Consider the following 19,768-nt stretch of genomic DNA (forward strand, 5'->3'; position numbering starts at 1 on the left):
AGGCGGCCTTTGGGTTGAGTGAGGGGTTATTGATCGATTTTGAGCTGGTCGTTATTCAACATATGCTGAATGACATCCTGAGCACTTCCGCCGCCGAAGTCAGAGAAGCTCTTACCTTCTAAGCGAACTACTTGGTCTGCGTTCTCTTTATTGCCGGCCAAGTTGCCGTCCGAGCTGATATATAGAACCGTGTCCGTCCCCTCCTCTTCTGCAACGATATAGGTACTCAGATCGGTGGCATTCTCTTCGTTCTGAAGCAACTCAGAGATATCCAAAACATCCCCTTCACTAGCATTGAAGTCCATCACCATATCAGTGGCAGGTTGATCGGTAGTGCCTTGATCATTGAGCTCCCACTTGAAAGTATCGGCACCGAGTCCGCCAATCAAGATATCGTCTCCTTGACCTCCAATCAGCGTGTCATTGCCACCTTTAACAGGGTCCGGATCTACCAAGCTCTCATAGTTATCCTTGATGTAGTTGTAAATATCATCCGTTGTTGGCACACGGCCCAGATCATCCTCAAGGTACGCTTTCAGAGCCTTCAATCCAGAACCATCAGGAAGCTCAGCCGAGTCGCGTCCCTCCCATGTCAAATTATCAGTGAAGATAGCATCGCCAAAGATAATATCGTCACCCTCACCACCACGGAGTATATCGTCCCCGACGTCTGCCAACTCCAGTTCGGTAGATCCTTGGTTCAACGCAACAGAGAGTTCATCTGCTGTATTGACGATTTGTGGTTGGCCAATAGCGGCTGTCACGGGTACAGGAGACACTAGGCTAATTTCATTCAAAGACATTGTTGCATTGGAGTTATTGCTACTCCGGTCATCTACAGAGTAGACAAGCCTGTAGTCACCTGCAGCCAGATCATTGATGACAATGGTAGAGCCAGCCGTTCTACTCAAACCGCTATTGATGAGCGAGTTCCAAGAGCCTCCAACCAATTTTTGAAGCTGATATCCAAAGACGTCACTTGAGTTACTAAAAGTGGAGTAAGAGAAACGTAACTGGCTACCATCGGCGGCCACGTTAAACTGATCGCTCGTAACAGAGAAGGCACCCTGGTTTCTTGAATCTGAAATTTGCAGATAGCCTTGATCGATGACAAAGCGACCATTACTGCCAGCTCCTGCCCAATTAGACGCTCTGTCAAGTACGTCATTACTGCCACTAAAATCAGCCAACGTAACGGTATCGATTACACTGACAGTTCCTTGACCTAAGCTATTGGTATTGTCAAAGAAGTTCAAATAATCTTGATTGACCCCATTTCCAATGCCTACGCCATAGACCTTCGTGCTACTAGCCTGCACCAACGATCCATAAGCATCGATAGAGGCGCGCAACACGTCAGCATTTGTTGAGTTCCCTGGCCCTTGATCGTTAGCCCCGTAGAAGGTGGGATCACCATCGGTTAAAAAGAAGGTTAGGTTCTCATACCCAGCCTTGGCATCACTACCGCTAAACCACTGCTCGGCGGCATTGAACGCGGCAGAATAGTTCGTACCGCCGTTAGCACTTAACGTATCAATGGCGTCAGTCAAGTTCTTAAGAAGCTCGCCACTTTGTAAATCTTTTACCGATGCTTTGATGGACGTTTGTCCGCTACCGGCAAACGGTATCAGTGCAATATTGATGACGCCGGAATGGCCCGCAAGCTCGGTAACAAGTTGTGAGAGCGCCTGCTTGGCTAGCTCCATCCGAGTTAGACCGGCGGTGCCCGAAGCATTACCCATACTCCCCGAGACGTCGACGATTAGGGCAATATTATAGTTACCGCCTGGCTCAACAGTCACTTTCGCCCCACCGACATCACCAATGATGACGTCGTTACCAGAGCCACCTTGAATCACACCACTATTGGGCTCTTGCGGGTTAGGCGTATTATGTGCTGGCGGCGCCGCTTGGCTACCATCATCATCTAGGTTACTGCCAACAACCAACAGGCCTTTGTAGAGAGTGGCACTTTCTGGCACAGCTACTGATTCGAAATTGCCATTGACTTCAAGCACTGTTGCTGTCAGGTCGCTATTCCCGTCCGCACTTACCGATAGCGTCCCCTTACCATTGCGGTCAAGGTTAACTAAATACTGTGTACCGGCCACTTCCACGAGTGCAGTTGGGAAAGTGTATTCAAAATCATATTGGCTCACATCCGGCGGATTGGACGTCTGTATATCAAAGACGACGTCAGAAGGACCATCAATCGTAGCCGCATCTTCAGACAGCACTTCTTTATACTTGATAGCATGTATCAAATAGTCATCATCATGACCAACGGCTGTAAATTCAGCTCGAGTAAAGAGCAAGCCGCTTCCAGGCTCGAACGTATAAGCGTTATCTACCCTATCAGAGCCACCCGGCGCATGTTCTGTTTTTGTGACATTGCCTTGAGCGTCGTAATAAGTCACTAACGCATCTGTGGCACTGCCACCGCCCGACACGACAGCCCAACCAACAGAGTTCCCTTCGCTGTCAAAGAAGTCTACACGTGCCTTCTCAGCATTATTTCGCCATGCAAACTGAACGTCAAAAGACTTGACCTGGTTGTTAAATTCAACCGCAATCTTCTCACTCTGGCCATTTCCAACGTAGCCAAGCTCGCTGCTGGCTGCACCGCCCGATGAAGAGCCAACCACACCAAAGCCATCATGGACGGTTCCCGTGACCTTAGAGATCTGCCCCACCTCACCGTTACCTTTATAAGCAGTTACGGTAAAACTGCTGGTCGTATCAACGTTACCTACGTTGATTTCAGACGTTTTAGTGACAATCGCACTGATACTGACGGTCGTCGTATCAACGGTATCGTTCACTGTCACAGTAGCTTTATCGCTGATATCCAAGCTTTCGAAATTATGATCGCCTGAATCACTCACCGAGACTTCATAGCTTTCACTATCGAGGTAAACATCATCACCTTGAATAGCAAACGCAGTCGAGGTGCTTTCCGTTGCTCCAGGAGCAAACGTAATGGTCGCTCCATTACTCAACGTCACCGTGAATTCTTTACCCGCTGGATGGCTCAATGTGGCACTGATCGTAGCCGTTCCGCTGCCTTCGTTCACAGTAATGTCGTGGAGGGCAATGGTGGCAGCGTCAGTGTCATCGCTGATGGTGACAGCGGCAGTGGCGTCACTGTCCAGAGCTTCGTAGTTGCCGCCTTCGGCGCTCTCGATGCTCAGGTTCAGCGTGTCGGTGCCTTGCTGGTAGACATCGTCAGCACGACTCTCGAAGGTCACGCTGCCGGTGGTCTCGCCCACGGCGATGGTGATCTGTTGGCCATTGCTGAGCGTAATGACCAGCGGGCTGCCTTGCGGGGCGTTATTAACACTCGCGCTGACGGTGATCGGCTCGCCCTCGGTGACGGCGCTCGGGGCGCTCAGCGTGATGGTGGTAGCGTCGGCGTCATCGCTGATAGTGACCGCGGCGGTGGCGTCACTGTCGAGAGCTTCGTAGTTGCCGCCTTCGGCGCTCTCGATGCTCAGGTTCAGCGTGTCGGTGCCTTGCTGGTAGACATCGTCAGCACGGCTCTCGAAGGTCACGCTGCCAGTGGTTTCACCCACGGCGATGGTGATCTGTTGGCCGTTGCTTAGCCTGATGACCAGCGGGCTGTCTTGCGGAGCGTGGTCGACGCTCGCACTAACGGTGATCGGCTCGCCTTCGGTAACGGCATCCGGGGCGCTGAGCTTGATGGTCACGGTGTCGATGGTGTCGACCACTTGCGTTTCAAGCGGCGTCGTTTCAGCGGCGTCACCCAGGGTGACGTTCTCGAACGCGGTGCCGTCGCTGGCCGCGGCGCTTTCGAGTTCAACCGTGACGGTCTCGCCGTCGTTGAACACGTCGTCGCCTTGGGCGGGACGGGTGTAGGTGGTCTCGGTCTCACCGGCGATGATCGTCACGGTGTTGCCGCCGTCCAGGGTGACGGTGACGTCACGATCTACGGCTTCGCTGAGGCGGACCGTGAAGGTCTGCGCTTCGGCTTCGGTGAACTCGGCTTTGTCGGCCACGATGCTGACGGTGATGCCGTCGCCACCGTTGGGCGTGCCGGGATCACCGGGGTTACCGGGGGTGCCGGGTTCGTCGGTGACGGTGACGCTGGTGTTGCCGGCGGTGACGAGGTTTTCGAACTCGCTGTCGCTGTTGTTGAGCACCGCGTCGATGCGGTTGACCAGGGTGTCCTGGCCGCCCACGAAGGCGTCATCGGCGGCGGTCACGGTGGTGCTGCCGCTGAGCTGTCCGGCGGCGATGGTGACGGTGCTGCCGTCGGCCAGGCGGAACTCGAGGCCGTTGTGGCCCGTGAGGTCGGCGCCTTGCGGGCCGGTTAGGGTGACGGTGTAGGTGACGGTGCCGCCTTCGGCCACGCTGGAGGCGTCGGCACTCAGGGTGGCGGTCACGGTGTCGATGGTGTCGACCACTTGCGTTTCAGCGGCGTCACCCAGGGTGACGTTCTCGAACGCGGTGCCGTCGCTGGCCGCGGCGCTTTCGAGTTCAACCGTGACGGTCTCGCCGTCGTTGAACACGTCGTCGCCTTGGGCGGGACGGGTGTAGGTGGTCTCGGTCTCACCGGCGATGATCGTCACGGTGTTGCCGCCGTCCAGGGTGACGGTGACGTCACGATCTACGGCTTCGCTGAGGCGGACCGTGAAGGTCTGCGCTTCGGCTTCGGTGAACTCGGCTTTGTCGGCCACGATGCTGACGGTGATGCCGTCGCCACCGTTGGGCGTGCCGGGATCACCGGGGTTACCGGGGGTGCCGGGTTCGTCGGTGACGGTGACGCTGGTGTTGCCGGCGGTGACGAGGTTTTCGAACTCGCTGTCGCTGTTGTTGAGCACCGCGTCGATGCGGTTGACCAGGGTGTCCTGGCCGCCCACGAAGGCGTCATCGGCGGCGGTCACGGTGGTGCTGCCGCTGAGCTGTCCGGCGGCGATGGTGACGGTGCTGCCATCGGCCAGGCGGAACTCGAGGCCGTTGTGGCCCGTGAGGTCGGCGCCTTGCGGGCCGGTTAGGGTGACGGTGTAGGTGACGGTGCCGCCTTCGGCCACGCTGGAGGCGTCGGCACTCAGGGTGGCGGTCACGGTGTCGATGGTGTCGACCACTTGCGTTTCAGCGGCGTCACCCAGGGTGACGTTCTCGAACGCGGTGCCGTCGCTGGCCGCGGCGCTTTCGAGTTCAACCGTGACGGTCTCGCCGTCGTTGAACACGTCGTCGCCTTGGGCGGGACGGGTGTAGGTGGTCTCGGTCTCACCGGCGATGATCGTCACGGTGTTGCCGCCGTCCAGGGTGACGGTGACGTCACGATCTACGGCTTCGCTGAGGCGGACCGTGAAGGTCTGCGCTTCGGCTTCGGTGAACTCGGCTTTGTCGGCCACGATGCTGACGGTGATGCCGTCGCCACCGTTGGGCGTGCCGGGATCACCGGGGTTACCGGGGGTGCCGGGTTCGTCGGTGACGGTGACGCTGGTGTTGCCGGCGGTGACGAGGTTTTCGAACTCGCTGTCGCTGTTGTTGAGCACCGCGTCGATGCGGTTGACCAGGGTGTCCTGGCCGCCCACGAAGGCGTCATCGGCGGCGGTCACGGTGGTGCTGCCGCTGAGCTGTCCGGCGGCGATGGTGACGGTGCTGCCATCGGCCAGGCGGAACTCGAGGCCGTTGTGGCCCGTGAGGTCGGCGCCTTGCGGGCCGGTTAGGGTGACGGTGTAGGTGACGGTGCCGCCTTCGGCCACGCTGGAGGCGTCGGCACTCAGGGTGGCGGTCACGGTGTCGATGGTGTCGACCACTTGCGTTTCAGCGGCGTCACCCAGGGTGACGTTCTCGAACGCGGTGCCGTCGCTGGCCGCGGCGCTTTCGAGTTCAACCGTGACGGTCTCGCCGTCGTTGAACACGTCGTCGCCTTGGGCGGGACGGGTGTAGGTGGTCTCGGTCTCACCGGCGATGATCGTCACGGTGTTGCCGCCGTCCAGGGTGACGGTGACGTCACGATCTACGGCTTCGCTGAGGCGGACCGTGAAGGTCTGCGCTTCGGCTTCGGTGAACTCGGCTTTGTCGGCCACGATGCTGACGGTGATGCCGTCGCCACCGTTGGGCGTGCCGGGATCACCGGGGTTACCGGGGGTGCCGGGTTCGTCGGTGACGGTGACGCTGGTGTTGCCGGCGGTGACGAGGTTTTCGAACTCGCTGTCGCTGTTGTTGAGCACCGCGTCGATGCGGTTGACCAGGGTGTCCTGGCCGCCCACGAAGGCGTCATCGGCGGCGGTCACGGTGGTGCTGCCGCTGAGCTGTCCGGCGGCGATGGTGACGGTGCTGCCATCGGCCAGGCGGAACTCGAGGCCGTTGTGGCCCGTGAGGTCGGCGCCTTGCGGGCCGGTTAGGGTGACGGTGTAGGTGACGGTGCCGCCTTCGGCCACGCTGGAGGCGTCGGCACTCAGGGTGGCGGTCACGGTGTCGATGGTGTCGACCACTTGCGTTTCAGCGGCGTCACCCAGGGTGACGTTCTCGAACGCGGTGCCGTCGCTGGCCGCGGCGCTTTCGAGTTCAACCGTGACGGTCTCGCCGTCGTTGAACACGTCGTCGCCTTGGGCGGGACGGGTGTAGGTGGTCTCGGTCTCACCGGCGATGATCGTCACGGTGTTGCCGCCGTCCAGGGTGACGGTGACGTCACGATCTACGGCTTCGCTGAGGCGGACCGTGAAGGTCTGCGCTTCGGCTTCGGTGAACTCGGCTTTGTCGGCCACGATGCTGACGGTGATGCCGTCGCCACCGTTGGGCGTGCCGGGATCACCGGGGTTACCGGGGGTGCCGGGTTCGTCGGTGACGGTGACGCTGGTGTTGCCGGCGGTGACGAGGTTTTCGAACTCGCTGTCGCTGTTGTTGAGCACCGCGTCGATGCGGTTGACCAGGGTGTCCTGGCCGCCCACGAAGGCGTCATCGGCGGCGGTCACGGTGGTGCTGCCGCTGAGCTGTCCGGCGGCGATGGTGACGGTGCTGCCATCGGCCAGGCGGAACTCGAGGCCGTTGTGGCCCGTGAGGTCGGCGCCTTGCGGGCCGGTTAGGGTGACGGTGTAGGTGACGGTGCCGCCTTCGGCCACGCTGGAGGCGTCGGCACTCAGGGTGGCGGTCACGGTGTCGATGGTGTCGACCACTTGCGTTTCAGCGGCGTCACCCAGGGTGACGTTCTCGAACGCGGTGCCGTCGCTGGCCGCGGCGCTTTCGAGTTCAACCGTGACGGTCTCGCCGTCGTTGAACACGTCGTCGCCTTGGGCGGGACGGGTGTAGGTGGTCTCGGTCTCACCGGCGATGATCGTCACGGTGTTGCCGCCGTCCAGGGTGACGGTGACGTCACGATCTACGGCTTCGCTGAGGCGGACCGTGAAGGTCTGCGCTTCGGCTTCGGTGAACTCGGCTTTGTCGGCCACGATGCTGACGGTGATGCCGTCGCCACCGTTGGGCGTGCCGGGATCACCGGGGTTACCGGGGGTGCCGGGTTCGTCGGTGACGGTGACGCTGGTGTTGCCGGCGGTGACGAGGTTTTCGAACTCGCTGTCGCTGTTGTTGAGCACCGCGTCGATGCGGTTGACCAGGGTGTCCTGGCCGCCCACGAAGGCGTCATCGGCGGCGGTCACGGTGGTGCTGCCGCTGAGCTGTCCGGCGGCGATGGTGACGGTGCTGCCATCGGCCAGGCGGAACTCGAGGCCGTTGTGGCCCGTGAGGTCGGCGCCTTGCGGGCCGGTTAGGGTGACGGTGTAGGTGACGGTGCCGCCTTCGGCCACGCTGGAGGCGTCGGCACTCAGGGTGGCGGTCACGGTGTCGATGGTGTCGACCACTTGCGTTTCAGCGGCGTCACCCAGGGTGACGTTCTCGAACGCGGTGCCGTCGCTGGCCGCGGCGCTTTCGAGTTCAACCGTGACGGTCTCGCCGTCGTTGAACACGTCGTCGCCTTGGGCGGGACGGGTGTAGGTGGTCTCGGTCTCACCGGCGATGATCGTCACGGTGTTGCCGCCGTCCAGGGTGACGGTGACGTCACGATCTACGGCTTCGCTGAGGCGGACCGTGAAGGTCTGCGCTTCGGCTTCGGTGAACTCGGCTTTGTCGGCCACGATGCTGACGGTGATGCCGTCGCCACCGTTGGGCGTGCCGGGATCACCGGGGTTACCGGGGGTGCCGGGTTCGTCGGTGACGGTGACGCTGGTGTTGCCGGCGGTGACGAGGTTTTCGAACTCGCTGTCGCTGTTGTTGAGCACCGCGTCGATGCGGTTGACCAGGGTGTCCTGGCCGCCCACGAAGGCGTCATCGGCGGCGGTCACGGTGGTGCTGCCGCTGAGCTGTCCGGCGGCGATGGTGACGGTGCTGCCATCGGCCAGGCGGAACTCGAGGCCGTTGTGGCCCGTGAGGTCGGCGCCTTGCGGGCCGGTTAGGGTGACGGTGTAGGTGACGGTGCCGCCTTCGGCCACGCTGGAGGCGTCGGCACTCAGGGTGGCGGTCACGGTGTCGATGGTGTCGACCACTTGCGTTTCAGCGGCGTCACCCAGGGTGACGTTCTCGAACGCGGTGCCGTCGCTGGCCGCGGCGCTTTCGAGTTCAACCGTGACGGTCTCGCCGTCGTTGAACACGTCGTCGCCTTGGGCGGGACGGGTGTAGGTGGTCTCGGTCTCACCGGCGATGATCGTCACGGTGTTGCCGCCGTCCAGGGTGACGGTGACGTCACGATCTACGGCTTCGCTGAGGCGGACCGTGAAGGTCTGCGCTTCGGCTTCGGTGAACTCGGCTTTGTCGGCCACGATGCTGACGGTGATGCCGTCGCCACCGTTGGGCGTGCCGGGATCACCGGGGTTACCGGGGGTGCCGGGTTCGTCGGTGACGGTGACGCTGGTGTTGCCGGCGGTGACGAGGTTTTCGAACTCGCTGTCGCTGTTGTTGAGCACCGCGTCGATGCGGTTGACCAGGGTGTCCTGGCCGCCCACGAAGGCGTCATCGGCGGCGGTCACGGTGGTGCTGCCGCTGAGCTGTCCGGCGGCGATGGTGACGGTGCTGCCATCGGCCAGGCGGAACTCGAGGCCGTTGTGGCCCGTGAGGTCGGCGCCTTGCGGGCCGGTTAGGGTGACGGTGTAGGTGACGGTGCCGCCTTCGGCCACGCTGGAGGCGTCGGCACTCAGGGTGGCGGTCACGGTGTCGATGGTGTCGACCACTTGCGTTTCAGCGGCGTCACCCAGGGTGACGTTCTCGAACGCGGTGCCGTCGCTGGCCGCGGCGCTTTCGAGTTCAACCGTGACGGTCTCGCCGTCGTTGAACACGTCGTCGCCTTGGGCGGGACGGGTGTAGGTGGTCTCGGTCTCACCGGCGATGATCGTCACGGTGTTGCCGCCGTCCAGGGTGACGGTGACGTCACGATCTACGGCTTCGCTGAGGCGGACCGTGAAGGTCTGCGCTTCGGCTTCGGTGAACTCGGCTTTGTCGGCCACGATGCTGACGGTGATGCCGTCGCCACCGTTGGGCGTGCCGGGATCACCGGGGTTACCGGGGGTGCCGGGTTCGTCGGTGACGGTGACGCTGGTGTTGCCGGCGGTGACGAGGTTTTCGAACTCGCTGTCGCTGTTGTTGAGCACCGCGTCGATGCGGTTGACCAGGGTGTCCTGGCCGCCCACGAAGGCGTCATCGGCGGCGGTCACGGTGGTGCTGCCGCTGAGCTGTCCGGCGGCGATGGTGACGGTGCTGCCATCGGCCAGGCGGAACTCGAGGCCGTTGTGGCCCGTGAGGTCGGCGCCTTGCGGGCCGGTTAGGGTGACGGTGTAGGTGACGGTGCCGCCTTCGGCCACGCTGGAGGCGTCGGCACTCAGGGTGGCGGTCACGGTGTCGATGGTGTCGACCACTTGCGTTTCAGCGGCGTCACCCAGGGTGACGTTCTCGAACGCGGTGCCGTCGCTGGCCGCGGCGCTTTCGAGTTCAACCGTGACGGTCTCGCCGTCGTTGAACACGTCGTCGCCTTGGGCGGGACGGGTGTAGGTGGTCTCGGTCTCACCGGCGATGATCGTCACGGTGTTGCCGCCGTCCAGGGTGACGGTGACGTCACGATCTACGGCTTCGCTGAGGCGGACCGTGAAGGTCTGCGCTTCGGCTTCGGTGAACTCGGCTTTGTCGGCCACGATGCTGACGGTGATGCCGTCGCCACCGTTGGGCGTGCCGGGATCACCGGGGTTACCGGGGGTGCCGGGTTCGTCGGTGACGGTGACGCTGGTGTTGCCGGCGGTGACGAGGTTTTCGAACTCGCTGTCGCTGTTGTTGAGCACCGCGTCGATGCGGTTGACCAGGGTGTCCTGGCCGCCCACGAAGGCGTCATCGGCGGCGGTCACGGTGGTGCTGCCGCTGAGCTGTCCGGCGGCGATGGTGACGGTGCTGCCATCGGCCAGGCGGAACTCGAGGCCGTTGTGGCCCGTGAGGTCGGCGCCTTGCGGGCCGGTTAGGGTGACGGTGTAGGTGACGGTGCCGCCTTCGGCCACGCTGGAGGCGTCGGCACTCAGGGTGGCGGTCACGGTGTCGATGGTGTCGACCACTTGCGTTTCAGCGGCGTCACCCAGGGTGACGTTCTCGAACGCGGTGCCGTCGCTGGCCGCGGCGCTTTCGAGTTCAACCGTGACGGTCTCGCCGTCGTTGAACACGTCGTCGCCTTGGGCGGGACGGGTGTAGGTGGTCTCGGTCTCACCGGCGATGATCGTCACGGTGTTGCCGCCGTCCAGGGTGACGGTGACGTCACGATCTACGGCTTCGCTGAGGCGGACCGTGAAGGTCTGCGCTTCGGCTTCGGTGAACTCGGCTTTGTCGGCCACGATGCTGACGGTGATGCCGTCGCCACCGTTGGGCGTGCCGGGATCACCGGGGTTACCGGGGGTGCCGGGTTCGTCGGTGACGGTGACGCTGGTGTTGCCGGCGGTGACGAGGTTTTCGAACTCGCTGTCGCTGTTGTTGAGCACCGCGTCGATGCGGTTGACCAGGGTGTCCTGGCCGCCCACGAAGGCGTCATCGGCGGCGGTCACGGTGGTGCTGCCGCTGAGCTGTCCGGCGGCGATGGTGACGGTGCTGCCATCGGCCAGGCGGAACTCGAGGCCGTTGTGGCCCGTGAGGTCGGCGCCTTGCGGGCCGGTTAGGGTGACGGTGTAGGTGACGGTGCCGCCTTCGGCCACGCTGGAGGCGTCGGCACTCAGGGTGGCGGTCACGGTGTCGATGGTGTCGACCACTTGCGTTTCAGCGGCGTCACCCAGGGTGACGTTCTCGAACGCGGTGCCGTCGCTGGCCGCGGCGCTTTCGAGTTCAACCGTGACGGTCTCGCCGTCGTTGAACACGTCGTCGCCTTGGGCGGGACGGGTGTAGGTGGTCTCGGTCTCACCGGCGATGATCGTCACGGTGTTGCCGCCGTCCAGGGTGACGGTGACGTCACGATCTACGGCTTCGCTGAGGCGGACCGTGAAGGTCTGCGCTTCGGCTTCGGTGAACTCGGCTTTGTCGGCCACGATGCTGACGGTGATGCCGTCGCCACCGTTGGGCGTGCCGGGATCACCGGGGTTACCGGGGGTGCCGGGTTCGTCGGTGACGGTGACGCTGGTGTTGCCGGCGGTGACGAGGTTTTCGAACTCGCTGTCGCTGTTGTTGAGCACCGCGTCGATGCGGTTGACCAGGGTGTCCTGGCCGCCCACGAAGGCGTCATCGGCGGCGGTCACGGTGGTGCTGCCGCTGAGCTGTCCGGCGGCGATGGTGACGGTGCTGCCATCGGCCAGGCGGAACTCGAGGCCGTTGTGGCCCGTGAGGTCGGCGCCTTGCGGGCCGGTTAGGGTGACGGTGTAGGTGACGGTGCCGCCTTCGGCCACGCTGGAGGCGTCGGCACTCAGGGTGGCGGTCACGGTGTCGATGGTGTCGACCACTTGCGTTTCAGCGGCGTCACCCAGGGTGACGTTCTCGAACGCGGTGCCGTCGCTGGCCGCGGCGCTTTCGAGTTCAACCGTGACGGTCTCGCCGTCGTTGAACACGTCGTCGCCTTGGGCGGGACGGGTGTAGGTGGTCTCGGTCTCACCGGCGATGATCGTCACGGTGTTGCCGCCGTCCAGGGTGACGGTGACGTCACGATCTACGGCTTCGCTGAGGCGGACCGTGAAGGTCTGCGCTTCGGCTTCGGTGAACTCGGCTTTGTCGGCCACGATGCTGACGGTGATGCCGTCGCCACCGTTGGGCGTGCCGGGATCACCGGGGTTACCGGGGGTGCCGGGTTCGTCGGTGACGGTGACGCTGGTGTTGCCGGCGGTGACGAGGTTTTCGAACTCGCTGTCGCTGTTGTTGAGCACCGCGTCGATGCGGTTGACCAGGGTGTCCTGGCCGCCCACGAAGGCGTCATCGGCGGCGGTCACGGTGGTGCTGCCGCTGAGCTGTCCGGCGGCGATGGTGACGGTGCTGCCATCGGCCAGGCGGAACTCGAGGCCGTTGTGGCCCGTGAGGTCGGCGCCTTGCGGGCCGGTTAGGGTGACGGTGTAGGTGACGGTGCCGCCTTCGGCCACGCTGGAGGCGTCGGCACTCAGGGTGGCGGTCACGGTGTCGATGGTGTCGACCACTTGCGTTTCAGCGGCGTCACCCAGGGTGACGTTCTCGAACGCGGTGCCGTCGCTGGCCGCGGCGCTTTCGAGTTCAACCGTGACGGTCTCGCCGTCGTTGAACACGTCGTCGCCTTGGGCGGGACGGGTGTAGGTGGTCTCGGTCTCACCGGCGATGATCGTCACGGTGTTGCCGCCGTCCAGGGTGACGGTGACGTCACGATCTACGGCTTCGCTGAGGCGGACCGTGAAGGTCTGCGCTTCGGCTTCGGTGAACTCGGCTTTGTCGGCCACGATGCTGACGGTGATGCCGTCGCCACCGTTGGGCGTGCCGGGATCACCGGGGTTACCGGGGGTGCCGGGTTCGTCGGTGACGGTGACGCTGGTGTTGCCGGCGGTGACGAGGTTTTCGAACTCGCTGTCGCTGTTGTTGAGCACCGCGTCGATGCGGTTGACCAGGGTGTCCTGGCCGCCCACGAAGGCGTCATCGGCGGCGGTCACGGTGGTGCTGCCGCTGAGCTGTCCGGCGGCGATGGTGACGGTGCTGCCATCGGCCAGGCGGAACTCGAGGCCGTTGTGGCCCGTGAGGTCGGCGCCTTGCGGGCCGGTTAGGGTGACGGTGTAGGTGACGGTGCCGCCTTCGGCCACGCTGGAGGCGTCGGCACTCAGGGTGGCGGTCACGGTGTCGATGGTGTCGACCACTTGCGTTTCAGCGGCGTCACCCAGGGTGACGTTCTCGAACGCGGTGCCGTCGCTGGCCGCGGCGCTTTCGAGTTCAACCGTGACGGTCTCGCCGTCGTTGAACACGTCGTCGCCTTGGGCGGGACGGGTGTAGGTGGTCTCGGTCTCACCGGCGATGATCGTCACGGTGTTGCCGCCGTCCAGGGTGACGGTGACGTCACGATCTACGGCTTCGCTGAGGCGGACCGTGAAGGTCTGCGCTTCGGCTTCGGTGAACTCGGCTTTGTCGGCCACGATGCTGACGGTGATGCCGTCGCCACCGTTGGGCGTGCCGGGATCACCGGGGTTACCGGGGGTGCCGGGTTCGTCGGTGACGGTGACGCTGGTGTTGCCGGCGGTGACGAGGTTTTCGAACTCGCTGTCGCTGTTGTTGAGCACCGCGTCGATGCGGTTGACCAGGGTGTCCTGGCCGCCCACGAAGGCGTCATCGGCGGCGGTCACGGTGGTGCTGCCGCTGAGCTGTCCGGCGGCGATGGTGACGGTGCTGCCATCGGCCAGGCGGAACTCGAGGCCGTTGTGGCCCGTGAGGTCGGCGCCTTGCGGGCCGGTTAGGGTGACGGTGTAGGTGACGGTGCCGCCTTCGGCCACGCTGGAGGCGTCGGCACTCAGGGTGGCGGTCACGGTGTCGATGGTGTCGACCACTTGCGTTTCAGCGGCGTCACCCAGGGTGACGTTCTCGAACGCGGTGCCGTCGCTGGCCGCGGCGCTTTCGAGTTCAACCGTGACGGTCTCGCCGTCGTTGAACACGTCGTCGCCTTGGGCGGGACGGGTGTAGGTGGTCTCGGTCTCACCGGCGATGATCGTCACGGTGTTGCCGCCGTCCAGGGTGACGGTGACGTCACGATCTACGGCTTCGCTGAGGCGGACCGTGAAGGTCTGCGCTTCGGCTTCGGTGAACTCGGCTTTGTCGGCCACGATGCTGACGGTGATGCCGTCGCCACCGTTGGGCGTGCCGGGATCACCGGGGTTACCGGGGGTGCCGGGTTCGTCGGTGACGGTGACGCTGGTGTTGCCGGCGGTGACGAGGTTTTCGAACTCGCTGTCGCTGTTGTTGAGCACCGCGTCGATGCGGTTGACCAGGGTGTCCTGGCCGCCCACGAAGGCGTCATCGGCGGCGGTCACGGTGGTGCTGCCGCTGAGCTGTCCGGCGGCGATGGTGACGGTGCTGCCATCGGCCAGGCGGAACTCGAGGCCGTTGTGGCCCGTGAGGTCGGCGCCTTGCGGGCCGGTTAGGGTGACGGTGTAGGTGACGGTGCCGCCTTCGGCCACGCTGGAGGCGTCGGCACTCAGGGTGGCGGTCACGGTGTCGATGGTGTCGACCACTTGCGTTTCAGCGGCGTCACCCAGGGTGACGTTCTCGAACGCGGTGCCGTCGCTGGCCGCGGCGCTTTCGAGTTCAACCGTGACGGTCTCGCCGTCGTTGAACACGTCGTCGCCTTGGGCGGGACGGGTGTAGGTGGTCTCGGTCTCACCGGCGATGATCGTCACGGTGTTGCCGCCGTCCAGGGTGACGGTGACGTCACGATCTACGGCTTCGCTGAGGCGGACCGTGAAGGTCTGCGCTTCGGCTTCGGTGAACTCGGCTTTGTCGGCCACGATGCTGACGGTGATGCCGTCGCCACCGTTGGGCGTGCCGGGATCACCGGGGTTACCGGGGGTGCCGGGTTCGTCGGTGACGGTGACGCTGGTGTTGCCGGCGGTGACGAGGTTTTCGAACTCGCTGTCGCTGTTGTTGAGCACCGCGTCGATGCGGTTGACCAGGGTGTCCTGGCCGCCCACGAAGGCGTCATCGGCGGCGGTCACGGTGGTGCTGCCGCTGAGCTGTCCGGCGGCGATGGTGACGGTGCTGCCATCGGCCAGGCGGAACTCGAGGCCGTTGTGGCCCGTGAGGTCGGCGCCTTGCGGGCCGGTTAGGGTGACGGTGTAGGTGACGGTGCCGCCTTCGGCCACGCTGGAGGCGTCGGCACTCAGGGTGGCGGTCACGGTGTCGATGGTGTCGACCACTTGCGTTTCAGCGGCGTCACCCAGGGTGACGTTCTCGAACGCGGTGCCGTCGCTGGCCGCGGCGCTTTCGAGTTCAACCGTGACGGTCTCGCCGTCGTTGAACACGTCGTCGCCTTGGGCGGGACGGGTGTAGGTGGTCTCGGTCTCACCGGCGATGATCGTCACGGTGTTGCCGCCGTCCAGGGTGACGGTGACGTCACGATCTACGGCTTCGCTGAGGCGGACCGTGAAGGTCTGCGCTTCGGCTTCGGTGAACTCGGCTTTGTCGGCCACGATGCTGACGGTGATGCCGTCGCCACCGTTGGGCGTGCCGGGATCACCGGGGTTACCGGGGGTGCCGGGTTCGTCGGTGACGGTGACGCTGGTGTTGCCGGCGGTGACGAGGTTTTCGAACTCGCTGTCGCTGTTGTTGAGCACCGCGTCGATGCGGTTGACCAGGGTGTCCTGGCCGCCCACGAAGGCGTCATCGGCGGCGGTCACGGTGGTGCTGCCGCTGAGCTGTCCGGCGGCGATGGTGACGGTGCTGCCATCGGCCAGGCGGAACTCGAGGCCGTTGTGGCCCGTGAGGTCGGCGCCTTGCGGGCCGGTTAGGGTGACGGTGTAGGTGACGGTGCCGCCTTCGGCCACGCTGGAGGCGTCGGCACTCAGGGTGGCGGTCACGGTGTCGATGGTGTCGACCACTTGCGTTTCAGCGGCGTCACCCAGGGTGACGTTCTCGAACGCGGTGCCGTCGCTGGCCGCGGCGCTTTCGAGTTCAACCGTGACGGTCTCGCCGTCGTTGAACACGTCGTCGCCTTGGGCGGGACGGGTGTAGGTGGTCTCGGTCTCACCGGCGATGATCGTCACGGTGTTGCCGCCGTCCAGGGTGACGGTGACGTCACGATCTACGGCTTCGCTGAGGCGGACCGTGAAGGTCTGCGCTTCGGCTTCGGTGAACTCGGCTTTGTCGGCCACGATGCTGACGGTGATGCCGTCGCCACCGTTGGGCGTGCCGGGATCACCGGGGTTACCGGGGGTGCCGGGTTCGTCGGTGACGGTGACGCTGGTGTTGCCGGCGGTGACGAGGTTTTCGAACTCGCTGTCGCTGTTGTTGAGCACCGCGTCGATGCGGTTGACCAGGGTGTCCTGGCCGCCCACGAAGGCGTCATCGGCGGCGGTCACGGTGGTGCTGCCGCTGAGCTGTCCGGCGGCGATGGTGACGGTGCTGCCATCGGCCAGGCGGAACTCGAGGCCGTTGTGGCCCGTGAGGTCGGCGCCTTGCGGGCCGGTTAGGGTGACGGTGTAGGTGACGGTGCCGCCTTCGGCCACGCTGGAGGCGTCGGCACTCAGGGTGGCGGTCACGGTGTCGATGGTGTCGACCACTTGCGTTTCAGCGGCGTCACCCAGGGTGACGTTCTCGAACGCGGTGCCGTCGCTGGCCGCGGCGCTTTCGAGTTCAACCGTGACGGTCTCGCCGTCGTTGAACACGTCGTCGCCTTGGGCGGGACGGGTGTAGGTGGTCTCGGTCTCACCGGCGATGATCGTCACGGTGTTGCCGCCGTCCAGGGTGACGGTGACGTCACGATCTACGGCTTCGCTGAGGCGGACCGTGAAGGTCTGCGCTTCGGCTTCGGTGAACTCGGCTTTGTCGGCCACGATGCTGACGGTGATGCCGTCGCCACCGTTGGGCGTGCCGGGATCACCGGGGTTACCGGGGGTGCCGGGTTCGTCGGTGACGGTGACGCTGGTGTTGCCGGCGGTGACGAGGTTTTCGAACTCGCTGTCGCTGTTGTTGAGCACCGCGTCGATGCGGTTGACCAGGGTGTCCTGGCCGCCCACGAAGGCGTCATCGGCGGCGGTCACGGTGGTGCTGCCGCTGAGCTGTCCGGCGGCGATGGTGACGGTGCTGCCATCGGCCAGGCGGAACTCGAGGCCGTTGTGGCCCGTGAGGTCGGCGCCTTGCGGGCCGGTTAGGGTGACGGTGTAGGTGACGGTGCCGCCTTCGGCCACGCTGGAGGCGTCGGCACTCAGGGTGGCGGTGACGGTGTCATTATCGTCGACGACGCTGACTGTTGTAGTGGCGTCACTGTCTAGAGCTTCGTAGTTGCCGCCTTCGGCGCTCTCGATGCTCAGGTTCAGCGTGTCGGTGCCTTGCTGGTAAACATCGTCAGCACGACTCTCGAAGGTCACGCTGCCGGTGGTCTCGCCCACGTCGATGGTGATCTGTTGGCCGTTGCTGAGCGTAATGACCAACGGGCTGCCTTGCGGGGCGTTATTAACACTCGCGCTGACGGTGATCGGCTCGCCTTCGGTGACGGCGCTCGGGGCGCTCAGCGTGATGGTGGTAGCGTCGGCGTCATCGTTGATGGTGACCGCGGCGGTGGCGTCACTGTCGAGAGCTTCGTAGTTACCGCCTTCGGCGCTCTCGATGCTCAGGTTCAGCGTGTCGGTGCCTTGCTGGTAAACATCGTCAGCACGACTCTCGAAGGTCACGCTGCCGGTGGTCTCGCCCACGGCGATGGTGATCTGTTGGCCGTTGCTGAGCGTAATGACCAGCGGGCTGCCTTGCGGGGCGTTATTAACACTCGCGCTGACGGTGATCGGCTCGCCTTCGGTGACGGAGCTCGGGGCGCTCAGCGTGATGGTGGTAGCGTCGGCGTCATCGTTGATGGTGACCGCGGCGGTGGCGTCACTGTCGAGGGCTTCGTAGTTGCCGCCTGCGGCGCTCTCAATGCTCAGGTTCAGCGTGTCGGTGCCTTGCTGGTAGACATCGTCAGCACGACTCTCGAAGGTCACGCTGCCGGTGGTCTCGCCCACGGCGATGGTGATCTGTTGGCCGTTGCTGAGCGTAATGACCAGCGGGCCGCCTTGCGGGGCGTTATTAACACTCGCGCTGACGGTGATCGGCTCGCCTTCGGTGACGGCGCTCGGGGCGCTCAGCGTGATGGTGGTAGCGTCGTCGTCATCGCTGATGGTGACCACGGCGGTGGCGTCACTGTCGAGAGCTTCGTAGTTGCCGCCTGCGGCGCTCTCGATGCTCAGGTTCAGCGTGTCGGTGCCTTGCTGGTAGACATCGTCAGCACGGCTCTCGAAGGTCACGCTGCCGGTGGTCTCGCCCACGGCGATGGTGATCTGTTGGCCGTTGCTGAGCGTAATGACCAGCGGGCTGCCTTGCGGGGCGTTATTAACACTCGCGCTGACGGTGATCGGCTCGCCTTCGGTGACGGCGCTCGGGGCGCTCAGCGTGATGGTGGTAGCGTCGGCGTCATCGTTGATGGTGACCGCGGCGGTGGCGCCACTGTCGAGGGCTTCGTAGTTGCCGCCTTCGGCGCTCTCGATGCTCAGGTTCAGCGTGTCGGTGCCTTGCTGGTAAACATCGTCAGCACGACTCTCGAAGGTCACGCTGCCGGTGGTCTCGCCCACGGCGATGGTGATCTGTTGGCCGTTGCTGAGCGTAATGACCAGCGGGCTGCCTTGCGGGGCGTTATTAACACTCGCGCTGACGGTGATCGGCTCGCCTTCGGTGACGGTTTCCGGAACGGTCAATGTAATGGTGGTGATGTCATTATCATCGCTAACAATCACATTGGCTTCAGAGGTGGTATCGATAGTGTCATATCCGCCTCCCGTGGCCGTATCAATGCCAATCGCAATTGATCCATCACCCTGCAAGTAGGCATCATCTGGACGGCTATCGAACGTAACGCTGCCGGTAGTCTCACCAATGGCAATAGTGATCTGCTGCCCGTTGCTGAGCGTAATCACTAGCGGGCTGCCTTGTGGTGCAACACTGACAGTGGCAGTTATCGTAATCTGCTGACCTTCTGTCACCTGCTGAGGAGCCGTCAAAATAATCTCAACGTCAGCACCGGGCTCTGGAGCAGGGGTGGGAACAGTCACATCCTCCCCATCGTCAGCCGCAACGGCACCACCATCAAACTCAACGAACTCGGCGCCTTCTAAGCCGCCTTCTGTACTAAAGCTAAGGGGGTCGGTCTCTTCGGCGATACGGGCAACACGTACGAAGCTGTTGCCACCACCGCCGCCACCGCCGGCACCCGCACCTGCGGCTGTCGCGTCTAGGATATCGAGCAGGTCACCATCTTCGTCATCGAGCGCGGCGAGGAGTGCTTCTAGATCGTCATCTTGCGCACTGGCATCGGTGGCAACGATCAAGTCGCTGACGAGATCGGATGTGACGGCGACTTCTTGGCCACCTTCGACGACGTTAGCGCCCGTGCCGTCAGCAAAGTCGAGTTCGACACGGCCGTCGGCAGAGGTAATGAGCGTTTCACCTTCCTGAAGGACATCCCCGATACGCAATTCGCGTAGGTTGCCGTCTTCGTCACGCGCCCATGCTTGACCTGTAATCGCGATAACCGTTGCCGTCGCCATGTGTCACTCCTCACTCGTTGTAGGTTGCCGCCCGCTAGTACGTTGGGACTAGATAGATCGGTGGCATATACAGC

General features: G+C 63.6%; 1 protein-coding gene. It reads right to left on the minus strand.

Annotated elements, in window-relative coordinates; translation table 11 throughout:
- Positions 1–26 precede the first annotated feature (26 nt).
- Positions 27–19,694: an immunoglobulin-like domain-containing protein gene (locus tag FRH_RS18475; protein ID WP_281997496.1), complete on the minus strand. Its 19,668-nt coding sequence runs from the start codon at positions 19,692–19,694 to the stop codon at positions 27–29.
- Positions 19,695–19,768 lie beyond the last annotated feature (74 nt).

This window comes from Halomonas sp. A020 (assembly GCF_027943625.1).
GTDB lineage: Bacteria > Pseudomonadota > Gammaproteobacteria > Pseudomonadales > Halomonadaceae > Vreelandella > Vreelandella piezotolerans.